Annotated in this window: 7 protein-coding genes; all 7 read left to right on the top strand. The window is 49.8% G+C overall.

The genetic code is table 11. From position 1 onward, the window contains the following. Nucleotides 1–28 precede the first annotated feature (28 nt). The 7 genes from LL912_RS05350 to LL912_RS05320 all read left to right on the top strand — a co-directional run bounded on the left by LL912_RS05350 (nucleotide 29) and on the right by LL912_RS05320 (nucleotide 14645). Complete coding sequence (locus LL912_RS05350; protein ID WP_235552530.1) at nucleotides 29–2308, top strand: hypothetical protein; 2280 nt, start codon at nucleotides 29–31, stop codon at nucleotides 2306–2308. Between the two features lie 126 nt (nucleotides 2309–2434). Further along, on the top strand, nucleotides 2435–4354 hold the full coding sequence (locus LL912_RS26060; RefSeq protein ID WP_235552529.1) for a right-handed parallel beta-helix repeat-containing protein: 1920 nt from the start codon (nucleotides 2435–2437) through the stop codon (nucleotides 4352–4354). Between the two features lie 154 nt (nucleotides 4355–4508). Next, nucleotides 4509–6113, top strand: coding sequence for a glycoside hydrolase family 43 protein (locus tag LL912_RS05340; RefSeq protein WP_235552528.1), 1605 nt, complete (start codon nucleotides 4509–4511; stop codon nucleotides 6111–6113). Between the two features lie 633 nt (nucleotides 6114–6746). Then, nucleotides 6747–8438, top strand: coding sequence for a sodium/sugar symporter (locus LL912_RS05335; RefSeq protein ID WP_235552527.1), 1692 nt, complete (start codon nucleotides 6747–6749; stop codon nucleotides 8436–8438). A gap of 35 nt (nucleotides 8439–8473) precedes the next feature. Continuing rightward, complete coding sequence (locus tag LL912_RS05330) at nucleotides 8474–9343, top strand: AraC family transcriptional regulator (protein WP_235552526.1); 870 nt, start codon at nucleotides 8474–8476, stop codon at nucleotides 9341–9343. Nucleotides 9344–9466: 123 nt separating this feature from the next. Further along, nucleotides 9467–12658 (top strand): GH92 family glycosyl hydrolase, encoded by a 3192-nt coding sequence (locus LL912_RS05325; protein WP_235552525.1) that lies wholly within the window; start codon nucleotides 9467–9469, stop codon nucleotides 12656–12658. Between the two features lie 100 nt (nucleotides 12659–12758). Then, nucleotides 12759–14645 (top strand): glycoside hydrolase family 97 protein, encoded by a 1887-nt coding sequence (locus LL912_RS05320; protein ID WP_235552524.1) that lies wholly within the window; start codon nucleotides 12759–12761, stop codon nucleotides 14643–14645. Nucleotides 14646–14658: the final 13 nt, after the last annotated feature.

Raw genomic sequence — 14658 nt, 5'->3', positions numbered from 1 at the left:
TTTATAGGCAGAAAGATAACTGTATACAATGAATCGAAGCTTTTTAAAGTACCTGCTGTTTTCAGGATTACTGGCGTTTACGAACCTGCATCTTTGCGCCCAATGGGATTTTAAAACAGATTATTTTAGAATCCATCTCAGCAATAACGGTTTTATTACGAGTATGAAAAATATTACGGTAAAACCGGCCCGGGAATTTAGTCCGGTGAACCGGCCCTCCCCGCTGATGCTGCTTTATGATGGCAGGAAGAAAATATATTATGAACCGGTGAACGCCGCTTATAAGGCGGCAGAAAAATTATTGACGCTTACGTACAGCAACGGGTCGGTAGCGCGCATCCTTATTACTCCTCAAAAAAAATACCTGAGACTGCAATTGCGGTCGCTCTCAAAGCGCGAAGAGATTGAAGCCATCCAGTGGGGTGCCTATCATACGAATATTACCAACCTGATGGGAGAGATCATCGGGGTGGCAAGGGATACCAGTGAAAAAGTGAATTATGCGATCGGTATGCTTGCCCTTAACGATAATACACTGGGAGGAATGGCTACCACGGTGGGGGATGCGGCACCGTTTCAATACATCATCCACACACCGGATGCAAAGCGTTTTCCACTGCCGGATAGTCTGCATGAAGGACAGGTGTTCAGTCTGGGTGGCAACGGCATCAGCGATGTAGCCTTTTATGCGCATAAGGAGCCCTGGTACCGGATCCTGTATGGAGATGCCGCACAGGTGGATCGGGCAGGGCAGATCTCGATCTCCTATCAGTCGAGAGACCGTTCGAAGAAACGGGAAGTGTTTTTTTCGCTGATCCCGCATATGGCGGCCAATATTCCCAACCACATCGATGTACAACCCTTGCCGGGTGTGGATTATATTGGTTCCGCCGTAGCTTTATGGGGCAGCCCGGACAGTACGGCATTGATGGATGTGATCCAAAACATCGTGTTATCCGAAAAATTACCCCATCCCACCATCAACGGGAAATGGGTCAAAGATCCCGCGGCGTTTGTACCCGATGCGCTCACTGCCGGCAACCTGAATGACAGTATTATCGCCTATACCAGCCGGCTGGGTTTTAAGGCGATCAGTTTATACGACCAGGGATTTTTACGTGCCAACAGGGGAAATAAGGGGTATATCGATGGTTTGAATTTTGAGCGGAAGCCCATAAAAATGACGACGGGCAACCTGTCGCACAAAGCGTTTTCCGCGCTTGCGGCAGAGCAGGAACTCCTCATCGGAAGAACGCCCATCACGAACGCACTGGCCCCGGGTACCCAGGACGCGAGTCCGGTACCCAGCGATAGCCTTTGTTACCAGCAAAAAAGAGCGCTTGCCAAAAGCATCAGTGCCACCGATACCATCATTGTGGTAAACGATCCCCGCTATCTCGAAGAGATCGCCAGCTGGGAAGGACATTGTGTTAACCTGAATATGATAAAGATCGGGAAGGAGCTGATTCATTACCTGGGTGTGTCGGACCGGCCGCCTTACCGCCTGCTCAATGTAAAACGCGGCTACTGGAAAACGACACCGGCGGCCCATCCGGCAGGGGATACGCTCTACAAGCTGCAGGTAACCGTAAATTACGGATACGACGGTGTTATTCCCAATATAGAGCTGCAGGATGAAATCGCCAAACACTTTGCGGATGTTTGCAACATCAACGGGATCGCCTATTATGATTTCGACGGACAGGAATTCCTGTTTAATAACGGGCATGGATATTATTCAACAAAACGTTTTTTCCGGAAGATGTTTGAACGGGCAAAGGCGCTGGGAGTTCCCTATATCCGGTTTACAGGCGCTACCTTATCCGAAGGCTCCTGGCATTACCAAAGCATCTGGAATGTGGGTGGCGGTAAAAATTTGTATGATGCGGATACCCGGGAATGGGGTAGTACCACCAGTCAGGGAAAAGACCTGCGGGATGTAACCTATTCCAATTTTTTCCCGGTGGGCATGGGCGGCAACTTCCCGATCGGGAAAAATTCTACGGTAGCGCAGTATGAACATGTGCAGGCGATCTCCGTGGGCGTAGGCACTACCTACAGCTTAACGCTCAATCAGAAAGACGTGGAAAGTTGTCCGCAAAAAGAAGCGATCTTTCACGTGATCCGTACCTGGGAAGATGCCCGGGCGGCCAATGCATTTCCCAGATGGATCAAAATACAATTATCGGATCCGGCAAAAAGCTGGCGGCTGGAACCGGGGAGCGACAAAAATACCTGGACCCTGTACCAGATGGTCGGCGGAAACAAAACGCAGCCCGTCGTATTAAAAAGAGCAAAAGGGTATTAATGATGGCTGCCGAAGCACTGATGAAAGCTCCGTATCTGCGGCTTTTAACCGATGAGCGGCAACGCGTTCTTTGCTCCCTGGCGTCGCTGCATGAAAATAATTGCTGTTAATCAGAAATAACGTTGTGTGAAAAATATACAGATTGTCTTTGCACTACTTCTTAGCCTTACCGCAGCTGCACAAAAGGCACCGGTTGGTACCGAATACCACGTGGCGCCGAAAGGGGATGATGCCAATAGCGGTACCGCTGCAAGTCCGTTCAAAACCATTATGGCGGCCGCCGGCAAAGCCATGCCCGGTGATATCATTACCGTACATGCAGGCACGTACCGGGAACAGATCACGCCACCCCGTGGCGGCAATTCGAACCAGGAGCGCATCATATACCGCGCTGCCAAAGGTGAGCGGGTTGTCATCAAAGGATCCGAAGTGATCAAAAACTGGAAACACCTGCAGGGGGATACCTGGGAAGTAGTAATACCCAATCGTGTTTTTGGAACCTTTAATCCCTATAAGGACCGCATCCGCGGCGATTGGTTCTGGCCCACACCAAAGGATCGCAAATACCATACGGGAGCCGTATACCTGAATGGTAACTGGCTGATGGAAGCGGCCAATGAGGCTGAAGTAATGAAGCCCGCAGCGGGAACGGATTTATTATGGTGGGCCACTGCAGATAGTACGGCCACCACCATCCGGGCGCAGTTTAAAAATGCCGACCCGAACAAAGAAACCGTGGAGATCAATATGCGGCAGACCGTGTTTTATCCGGACCGGCCCTTTATCGATTACATCACGGTAAGCGGGTTTACGATGGAACAGGCTGCTACCAACTGGGCGCCGCCAACCGCTGAACAAATGGGATTGATCGGCACCCACTGGAGCAAGGGCTGGATCATTGAAAACAATACAGTACAGTATTCAAAATGTGTAGGCATCTCCCTGGGGAAATACGGTGATGATCATGATAACAACCAAACCGAGTCGGCAACGGGTTATGTAGGCACCATCAACCGGGCCCTGGCCTTTGGCTGGAATAAAGCTACCGTAGGTAGTCATATCGTGCGGAACAATATCATTGCACATTGCGAACAGGCGGGTATTGCAGGCAGTATGGGCTGCGCATTCAGCCGGGTGCAGGATAATATCATCCATGATATCCATTCAAAGCGCCTGTTTACAGGGGCTGAAATGGCCGGCATCAAATTTCATGGTGCCGTAGATGTACAGATCTCCGGGAACCGGATCTACCGGGCGAATATGGGCGTTTGGCTCGACTGGATGGCCCAGGGTGCCCAGGTAAAGAATAACCTGTTTTATGATAATGACCTGGATCTGTTCCTGGAAGTGAATCATGGCCCCATGCTGGTATGTAATAATGTGATGCTGTCAAAGAAAAGTCTTTTAATGAACTCTGGCGGAGCAGCGTTTGCGCATAATCTTTTTAGCGGGAATATGGAGGTGATTACCTACGACAGCCGCCTTACGCCTTACCACCTGCCGCATTCCACTTTTGTAAAAGCCCTGCATGATAATCCCGGCGGAGATGTACAGTTTGTAAACAACCTTTTTGTACAGGGCGCCAATGCCATCCAGTACAGCAAGGCATTACAGCCGGTAGTGTTTGAGGGCAATGTATATACCAGCGGCGCCATCTCCATCCGTGATGTTCAGGACACAAAGCGGTTGGGTGAGATGACCGGCCGTGGAAAAGAAATGATGCAACGATACAAAGAGCAGACCGCAACAGAACAGAATGCCATAATGGATACCGGTTTTAATGCAGGGGTACGGTTCATCGATAAGGGCAATAAGGGCATGCTTGAAATTATATGGAACCGGCAATGGCTGAAGCTGAAAAGGAAATGGGTCACCACCGGCAGCTTAAGAAAAGCCCTGGTGCCGGATCTGCCGTTTGAAAATGCAGACGGTACCCCGTTGCGGATCAATACGGATTTTTGGGGTAAAAAACGGAAAGCCGCCAACCCGGCGCCCGGGCCCTTTGAGGTAGCGGGCAGTGGGTTACAAAAGATATCGCTTTATTAAATCGTATGATGAGAACCCGGAACAGGAATTGGTGGATCATTGTTTGCGCGCTGCTATACGGCTCCATTCAACCAGGCGTGGATCAGATCGGGAATAGTCCGGGCGTATTAAAAAAAGAAAACAACGGATGATGCGCAGTATAAAAATATATGTTTTGCTTTTATGGATAGGAATAACCGGCTTGCCGGTATATGGGCAAAAACAGCTCCCTTCAGTATGGACGGCAGATAACGGCAATGGCACCTATAAGAACCCCTTCCTGTGGGGCGACTGGCCGGACCCGGATATAACCCGCGTTGGCGACACCTATTATATGGTATCTACCAGTATGCATTATGTACCCGGATGCCCCATACTGCAATCAAAAGACCTGGTAAACTGGGAAATAGCGTCATACGCTGTAGAACGCTATGAGGAAGATCCCCGTTACAACCTTCAGGGCGGGGAAATGTACCTGCGGGGCTCCTGGGCGGCTACCATCCGGCACCACAAGGGCCTCTTCTATGTGGGGTTTTGTACGCCCAACTGGGAAAAAGAAAAAGGACAGTTTTCCATGTGCACGGCAAAAGATATAAAAGGTCCGTGGAAACGCACGGTGTTTCCGGAGTATCTCTATGATCCGGGTTTGTTTTTTGATGATAACGGGAAAGTATACGTGATACATGGCCAGCACCGGCTATATGCAACAGAGCTCAATGCCGATGCGCTTTCTGTAAAAGAAGAAAAAAAGCAAATATGGGATAAAGCCATTTCCACACCTGCCGGTTCATCAGCCCCAAAAGACGGTGTATTTGGTATGGAAGGCTCGCATATGTATAAGATTAATGGTTATTACTATCTTACCTGTCCGGCGGGAGGAACTGAGGGCTGGCAGATGTGCCTGCGCAGTAAAAATATTTACGGGCCTTATGAAAGTAAGATCATTGTACAGGATGAATCTTCATATCCCCAAAACGGATTGCATCAGGGAGGGATGATACAGGTGCAGGATGGAAGCTGGTGGTTCATCATCATGCAGGACCGTGGCCCTATAGGCCGCGTACCGCACCTGGTGCCGGTGGTATGGAAGGAAGGCTGGCCCATGATCGGTAAAAACGGGGAAGGAAAAGGCGTGGTTGTACATACGAAACCCGGTGTGGGCAAAATCTACCCGGTTAAAACGCCGGCTACCTCCGATGAGTTCAGTTCAAAAAAACTCGGCCTGCAATGGCAATGGAACCATAACCCGGATAACAGCAAATGGTCATTAGCGGAGCGCCCCGGTTATCTGCGCCTGCATGGTGGCTATGCCAACGATCTGCTAACGGCCCGCAACTCTCTTTCGCAGCGGGTGCAGGGACCGGCATCTGCGGCCGTGAGCGAACTGGATTTTAGTCACCTGAAAGATGGAGATGTAACAGGCCTTGCCGTGTTTGAAAAACCCTACGCGTTTGTGGGTATCGAACAAAAAGGAGGGCAACGCCGGCTGATAATGGTCAATGATGGAAAAATCAAGGATAGTGTGGCATTGTCCGGCACCACGAAGATCTGGTTAAAGGCTGCTGCCACGGACAAAGGATTTATCGCAACGTTTTTTTATAGCCTGGATGGAAAAGATTTTTGTTCCCTGGGCAATACATTGAAAATGGGGCTGGGCCTCACCTGGACGGCCAACCGGTTTATGCTGTTTCATTTTAATACGGTGCCGGCTGCTGAGGCCGGGTATGCAGATTTTAACTGGTTTCATTTTACCGGGAGCAATCCGGCAGCGGCTTTTTAAAAAGATCTTTTACCAGCCGGACATATTGTTTTCTGGCCGGGTTATAGCCACTGTTTCTGTTAGCGCTGCGCAAACCCGTTCCTGGCACAGCAATGGACCGTTCACCGGGCTGGAATCTGGTTTCCGTCAAAAGATCGATCCCTTTCGCCGGCTGGCCAAGCACAACGATGACCAGTTCCTGTAGAACAAAACAGACATAAAGAACCTTCTCATTCTATGAAACTACCGGCCAGCGCTACGCAGGCGGACTGCCGAACAGCGACAGCGGTTTTTTTATGGTACCGCTGCTCCGCACTATACCACAGAGCGTATCCACAAACAGTAGTTGCTGATTGCGGCAAAAAAAATGCGATCCGGAAATCATACCGGCGATTCACTTCATTTGTATTCCGGAAGGTTATTGCCGGTACCCATCATTCGTACACCTTTCACCATCCTTTACAAAATGTAATCGATTGTATTTTTTAGTAAAATAATCATATATTGCAGTCGTGTTTGCCAGCCGCAGTTATAAGCCGTAGTAAAAAATACTTGTAGGCAGTTGTTGAACATGCATCATGCTTGTATAGGAAGCCTGCGGTATGATCCGGATGCTTCACCGGCCGCTTTAACAGGAAAATTAAATGACCATATATGCAACAAACATTGGGTACCCAGGACCTGCTTGTGTTTTTTATTTACTTTATAATTGTGGCAGGGTACGGGATCTGGATCTATCGAAGGAAACGGAAGCAATCCGTCTCCGCATCGCACGACTATTTCCTGGCAGAAGGATCGCTGACCTGGTGGGCGATTGGCGCGTCTCTGATTGCGTCCAATATATCGGCAGAACAGTTTATCGGCATGAGCGGGAGCGGGTTCACCATGGGGCTGGCCATTGCCACCTACGAATGGATGGCAGCGCTGACCCTGATTATTGTGGCGGTCTTTTTTATCCCGGTCTATTTAAAAAATAAGATCTATACCATGCCGCAATTTCTCAGTAAGCGGTATAACGATAAAGTGGCCATGATCATGGCAGTGTTCTGGCTGCTGCTGTATGTAGTGGTAAATCTTACATCGATCCTCTACCTGGGTGCACTAGCTATCAGTGCCATCTCCGGAGTTAGTATTTTAACCTGTATTGCGGTGCTTGCGGTGTTTGCCATCATTATTACATTGGGCGGTATGAAGGTGATCGGTTATACGGATGTCATCCAGGTACTGGTATTGATACTGGGCGGTTTGGTAACCACTTATCTGGCACTGGATATGGTGGGCCGGCATTTTGGAGGTGCGGGTATCATGGACGGATTCCGCCAGCTGGCAAAACAGGGCGATGATCACTTACATATGATCCTTAAACGGGATAATCCCTATTATATGGATCTTCCGGGCCTTACGGTCTTGTTGGGAGGAATGTGGATCGTAAATCTGAATTACTGGGGCTGCAACCAGTATATTACACAACGCGCACTGGGAGCCGATCTGAAAACGGCACGGAGTGGTATTCTCTTTGCAGCTTTTTTAAAACTGCTGATGCCGCTGATTGTAGTCATTCCCGGCATCGCTGCATTTGTACTTTACAAGAACGGCTATTTCCAGCAGGAGATGCTGGCTCATGGAGAGCTGGTACCGGATAAGGCGTACCCTGTATTGCTGAACCTGTTGCCAGACGGGTTGAAGGGGCTGGCTTTTGCTTCGCTCACCGCCGCTGTGGTAGCTTCCCTGGCAGGGAAGGCCAATAGTATTGCCACTATTTTTACCCTGGATATTTATCAGAAGCGGATCAATAAAGAAGCCAGCGAACAAAGACTGGTGTGGATCGGCCGCGCCACAGTAGTAGTGGCCATGATACTGGCAGTGCTTATTGCCCCGTTTCTTGGAATAGATAAAAAAGGAGGCTTTCAATACATCCAGGAATACACCGGTTTTATATCTCCCGGAGTTTTTGCAATGTTTCTCCTGGGATTTTTCTGGAAGAAAACCACCAGCAATGCCGCTTTGTTTGCCGTGATTGGAGGATTTGCCCTGTCGGTACTTTTAAAATTCCTGCCCTCAATGGGTGCAGATCTGGGCTGGCTGAGTCCCTACGGGTTTTCGAAGCTGGTGGCGCAAAAAGACGGTCCCCCGCTTTATGAGATGCCCTTTTTGGACCGGATGGGCTTTGTGTTTATTTTTTGCGTGATCTGCATGTACCTGATCAGCAGCATCGAGCTTAAAAAGGGGGTGAGGGCAAAAGGGCTGGAGGTGGATTCAAAAATGTTCCGGGTATCGGTTTCATTCGCTGTGGGCGCACTGCTGGTTTGCGGAATATTGCTGGCATTATATACCAGGTACTGGTAGCGCTTTATAATTTATTTGCATCGTTGAATTCAAGAATGATGAAAATTATATACGAAAACTTTTCCTTTCCCCCGGATCAGTCCTTTACCGTACGGTCGGAGTGCCTGGAAATAAAGAAATATCAGGAATTCAGAAGCCATCCGAACTTTGAAATTGCATTTCATGAAAATTGCACAGGGAGCCGCTTTGTTGGTAAGCATATAGAAGCTTTTAGCGGAACCGAACTGGTATTAATGGGGAGCCATCTTCCGCATTATTGGCAGTATCAGGGGGTTATTGATCCAATGCAACCGCTGCAGGTTGTGGTGGTACACTTTTTTCCGGATTTTCTGGGAAAAGATTTCCTGGAAAAACCCGAAGCAAGAGCACTGGCCGGATTGTTTGGCGATGCCGCACAGGGTGTATTGTTTACCGGCGAGATACTGGATGAGGCCCGGTCCACCCTGCATGCCATGCTCCTGGAAAAAGAACTGGGGAGGGCTACATGGATGTTAAGGTTATTAGACCTGTTATCCCGGTCAGGCGCCGGAAAGGTATTGAACCCTGCCGGCTTTGCCATGAATAAGAGCCCGGTAGAAGCCGGCAACATGAACACCATCTTTGAATATATCTTTAAAAATTTCAGGAGATCGATATCCCTGGAAGAAGTAGCTGCTATTATACCGATGTCTGCCTCGGCATTCTGCCGCTTTTTTAAGTCCAAAACGGGAAGAACGCTTTCCGATTTTATAAAAGAAGTACGTATCGGCCACGCAGCAAAATTACTCCTGGAAGGGAACTACAATGTATCAGAAACCTGCTACAACAGCGGCTACAATAATATTTCTAATTTTAACAAACATTTTAAAGAATTAGAAGGTGTTTCGCCCAAACAATTCCGGGAACGTTATCTTATTGCCGGTTAGCAGAATGCAGACACAATCGTCGTCGGAAACAGCCTCCGGCAGACAGGCGGAAGGCGCTGCTGACGGGCAACCGGTAAACAAAAAACGACCGTTACTTCAATCCATTTACGCGCAAAAGTTACCATGAAACAAATCATAAAACGGTGCCGGTACCTGTATCTATGCTGCATCTTCCTGCTGCTTTCTTTTGAAGTCTGTGCACAGCAAAAAACGGTCTGGCAAATCGGTATGCCCGATGGCCGGGCAGATGAGTTTGCGCTTTACCCGCTGGGCTATAAGAATTTTGTAGCCTCCTTTGGTGGAGAAAATACCGTATACAATATCGGGTATTCAAAGACCTCCATACACTGGCCTTTTACGATGCCCGGTCCGCTTAATAACTGGGGTGGCGGCGGATATTGGGCCGGGTTTGCACCACGGCATTTTCCCCGTATTTATTTCCGGCTGCCGGCCCTTTCAACACAGGTTCCATTCCGGTTCACCATTGGCTTTGCAGACGCAGATAGCCAGAACCCGCCTTTGTTTGAGGTTGATATCAATGGCCATGTGCTGACCCAACCGTTAAAACCAGGCAGCGGCCGCATGCTCCGTAATCCGTCCGCCGGAGGCATGGCGCAAGTGGCGTCCTTTGAAATACCCGCGGCATGGATGCAGGAAGGAATGAATGGCATCCGCATCGGAAGTAAAAAAGGATCCTGGGTCGTATTCGATTACCTGCAATTGACCTCCGGTGCCGGTGTTCCGGTGCAGCCGGGATATGGTACGTTAATCACGACCGCGGATGCCGCACCGTTTGAATACCGGCAAGGCAGCAGGCGGATACAACCGCTCCTGGTAGATCTGTATCAGCCGGATACCAGTCAATGGCTCACGGTTCGGGTGGAAGGAATGCCGGTGATAAAAAGGCGGGTGGAGAAAGGGCATAGTATATTAGAAATTCCGATGCCCGCGGTGACGGTGCAGAAGCCCCGCCAGCGTGTAACCATCAGCGCCGGAGCACAGGATATATACAAGGGGCTGATCGACCGGGCACCGCAGCCGCTACATGCGTATACCGGTTATGTAGACCTGCTGATGGGCACGGGTAATTCGCGCTGGATGTTCAAACCCGGACCGGCCCTGCCTTTGAGCATGGTACATATCGCACCGGATAACCAGGATCAGACCTGGAAAGCGGGGTATGAATATACGGTAGACAATATCATGGGGTTTAGTCATTTTACAGACTGGACCATTTGCGGGTTACTAATGATGCCCACGGGCGGGCCACTGCAGGTAGACCCCGGCACGGAGGATCGCCCGGATGATGGATATCGTGCACGGATCGATAAGAAGACGGAAAAAGCAACGGTAGGAAAGTACAGCGTTTTTATGACGGATACCCGTATCAACGCTGAAGTTACAGCTACCCGCCGGGCTTCCATGCAGCGCTATACCTTTCCAAAGATGGACAGTGCCCGGATCCTGGTAGACTTATTTACGCCCAACGAATACCCACATAACCTGGTGGATGCAAAGGTTACAAAACGCAGCAATACAGAGATTGAAGGCTATGCCACCTATTATAATGCATTTACGGGATATTCCCTGGAGCAACGGCATACGATCTACTTTGTAATGCAGGTAAGCAAGCCCTTTGCATCCATGGGCGGATGGGTGAATAAGGGGGTGCCACCGGTAAAAGGGTACATCCCGGAGTGGAATATGACACATACGTTTAACACGAAGCCGGAGATCTTCACCAACATCGATGAAATCAGGGGCGGTGGAGATGCCGGTATCTTTTTAAATTATAAAACCACCGGAGGCGAGGTCATACAGGTACGTACCGGTGTTTCGCTGGTAGACATGGAAGGAGCAAGGAATAACCTGCAAACCGAGATCAATGCCATGTATGACTGGGATTTTGATGCCATTGTACGCAATCAGGAAAAGGTATGGAACGGATACCTGGGGCGCGTAGAAATAGAAACAGACGACTACCTGCAGAAAAGAAAATTTTATACCAACCTGTACCGGGCCCTGTCTGCCAAATCCATATGGAGCGATGCCGACGGCCGGTTTACGGATGAGAACGAACAACCGCAACGGCTTGAAGATCCTGCGGATTGCATCGTAAGCGGGGAATACTGGAATACGTTCTGGAACAACCAGCAATTGTTTAACCTGGTAGCACCGGAGATCTCCTCCCGCTGGGCCAGATCGGCCATCGCCTTATACCGCAATTCGGGCTGGTTCAATACAGATCCCGCCGGCATCGAACATACCGGTGTGATGGTAGCCATGCACGTGGCATCCCAGATCCAGGGCGCCTGGCAAAGCGGCATCCATGATTTTGATCTGGCAACCGCCTACCAGGGACTAAAAAAAATGCTGACCACACCGCCTCAAAAATTTGAAGGGGGTGGTACCGTAGGTGTAGAAAACCTGGTGCCTTACCAGCAATACGGTTATATACCACAGGGGATGGGAGCGGTATCCAATACCCTGGAATATGCGTACGACGATTATTGTCTTTCGCAAATGGCAGCCACACTCGGGAAAAAAGAAGACCAGGCTTTTTTTCAAAAATGTTCCCGAAATTGGCGGAACCTGCTTGATACAGCCACCCGGTTTATCCGGCCCAAAACAAAAGATGGTAAATGGATAACACCCTTTGACCCCTATCATACCCCCGGCTTTGTAGAAGGCAATGCGTTTAATTATACCTGGTTTGTACCACAGGATCCTGCTTCGCTGGTGGCAGCCATCGGAAAACAGACCTTTATTACCCGGCTCGATAGTGCCATGGCCCGTTCATCTATTGCCAATTTCAATGCCCTGGGCGATGACTTTGCGGCATATCCCATTAACCACGGCAACCAGCCCAGCATGCAGGTGGCCTATCTCTTCAACTGGGCCGGGGCACCCTGGCTAACCCAGCAATGGGTACGGGCCATCCAGGAGCAGTACTATGGCACTACGCCTTATGATGCCTACCCCGGCGATGAAGACCTGGGGCAAATGAGCAGCTGGTTTGTAATGAGTGCTATTGGTTTCTTTCAAATGGATGGGGGGTGTGCACAGCAGCCGGTTTATGAAATCGGCAGTCCCCGCTATCCACGGATCACCGTGCACCTGGATGGCCGGTACAGCCGGGGTAAACAATTGGTGATAGAAGCGCCCGGCGCCTCCAAAGAGAATAAATACATCCAGTCCGCTTTCTTTAATGGCAGACCGTTAAAGGATTTCAGGTTGCTGCAGCAGGATGTGTTGAAAGGAGGAACGCTGGAACTAAAGATGGGATCAGCTCCTAACCGAAGGGCCTTATTATAGGACGCCAGCCGGACTATGTTACCCGTCCGGGAAAACAAAAGCTTTGGTGTTTCAATGGCACCGTCGCAAAAAAAAATCGGCACTGCTGAAAAAAAATAACATGCAAAATAAAATATGCTTTATCCTTTTATTATTGCTGACCGGAGCATCGGCAGCTGCCCAAACCGGTGCCATATTAAAATCACCGGATGGAAACACTATGTTCCGGCTCCTTGTCAATAAGGGCGGAACTATTGATTATACCGTGTCCTATATGGGAAAAGAAGTGGTGCGGCCTTCTGCACTGGGCCTTGAAGGGTGGCAAAAGGACCTGGCTCCTGATGCGGCCCGGTTTTTTTCGATGGACCGTTGGTGGACGCCGGTCTACGGCGAACGGAGCCGCGTGCGCAACCGGTACCGGGCGAAGCTTTTTAGCTTCAGGAAAAAAGGCGGCACTCCGCAAACCATGCTGATAGAAGTGCGGGCTTATAATGAAGGCATTGCGTTTCGTTATAGTTTTCCGAAGAACGGTACGGAACCTGCAATGATCGGGATCGGTAAGGAGTTTACAGAATTTGCACTTCCGGAAGGAACGCAGGCCTGGTTTACAGATCATGCACAGGGAAGCTACCGGTTATTGCCCCTGAACAAATGGCCCTCCCAGGCCGAAAGGCCGCTTACGGTACAGTTAAAAGACGGGATCTATGCAGCGCTGGTGGAAGCGGAAGTGGTAGATTACTGTCGCACAAAATTTGTACTCCACCCTGCAAAGCCGAATACAGTAACCTGTGCGATGTTTGACCCAGTAGCGCTTCCAACGCCTTTTGCTACTCCCTGGCGGGTGATCATGATCGCGCAAAAACCCACGGAGCTCCTTGCCAACAATGACCTGTTGTTGAACCTCAATCCGCCCTGTGCTATCAAAAATACCAGCTGGATCAGGCCCGGCAAGGTAATGCGGGAGATAACGCTCTCCACCGGCGGGGCAAAGGCCCTGGTAGATTTTGCCGTAAAACGGCAGCTGCAATATATTCATTTTGATGCGGGCTGGTACGGACATGAATATGATTCGGCTGCTGATGCAACAAGGGTGAATGTAGATCCCAAAAGGAACCCGGTAAATGATCTGAACATGCCGGAAGTGATCCGGTATGCGAAGAAGCAGGGGATCGGCGTTTTTTTATATGTAAACCAGATCGCCCTTGCAAAACAGCTGGATAGCTTGCTGCCTTTATACCAGCAATGGGGTGTGGCCGGAATCAAGTTTGGTTTTGTAAATGTGGGTTCCTACAAGTGGACCAAATGGCTGCATGAGGCAGTAAAAAAATGCGCACAATATCAGTTGATGGTAGACATTCATGATGAATACAGGCCAACGGGCTTTAGCAGAACCTATCCCAACCTGCTCACACAGGAAGGGGTCAGGGGCAATGAAGAAATGCCGGATGCCACCAATAACACCGTGCTTCCCTTTACCCGGTTCCTGGCCGGTGCCGCTGACTATACGATATGTTATTATCATCGTCCGGAGCTGAAGCGGCAGCTGGCTGAAACACAAAACCCAAGGGTACTCAAAACGACTTCGGGGCACCAGCTGGCATTGCCGGTAGTGTATTACAGCCCGCTGCAGTTTATGTATTGGTACGATAAGCCGGCAGATGCGCAGGATGAACCGGAACTGGAATTTTTCGACCAGGTACCAACGGTATGGGATGATACAAAAGTGCTCGATGGAGCCATTGGTGCATATGTAACCATCGCCCGAAGAAGTAACCGCGATTGGTTTGTAGGAAGTATTACCAATAATGACAGCCGGCACATTAAAATCGATTGCTCCTTTCTTACACCCGGAAAAAAATATATAGCCGCTATTTATTACGACGATCCGGTGTCGCCGGTGCGTACCAGGATATCGATAAAGAGGCGGCCGGTTGATTCAACTACTGTACTGGAGGCAACGCTGCTTCCCTCCGGGGGACAAGCCATCTGGATCCGTCCGGTGAAGTAAGCCGGTTGATATG

The sequence above is a fragment of the Niabella agricola genome (genome assembly GCF_021538615.1).
Lineage (GTDB): Bacteria > Bacteroidota > Bacteroidia > Chitinophagales > Chitinophagaceae > Niabella > Niabella agricola.
Note: the sequence above shows the minus strand (reverse complement) of the source record. Positions and strands in the feature narration are given on the sequence as shown.

Coding starts and splice junctions, on each gene's coding strand:
- LL912_RS05350 (WP_235552530.1), top strand. CDS start 29: ATGAATCGAAGCTTTTTAAAGTACCTGCTGTTTTCAGGATTACTGGCG.
- LL912_RS05335 (WP_235552527.1), top strand. CDS start 6,747: ATGCAACAAACATTGGGTACCCAGGACCTGCTTGTGTTTTTTATTTAC.
- LL912_RS05330 (WP_235552526.1), top strand. CDS start 8,474: ATGATGAAAATTATATACGAAAACTTTTCCTTTCCCCCGGATCAGTCC.
- LL912_RS05325 (WP_235552525.1), top strand. CDS start 9,467: ATGAAACAAATCATAAAACGGTGCCGGTACCTGTATCTATGCTGCATC.
- LL912_RS05320 (WP_235552524.1), top strand. CDS start 12,759: ATGCAAAATAAAATATGCTTTATCCTTTTATTATTGCTGACCGGAGCA.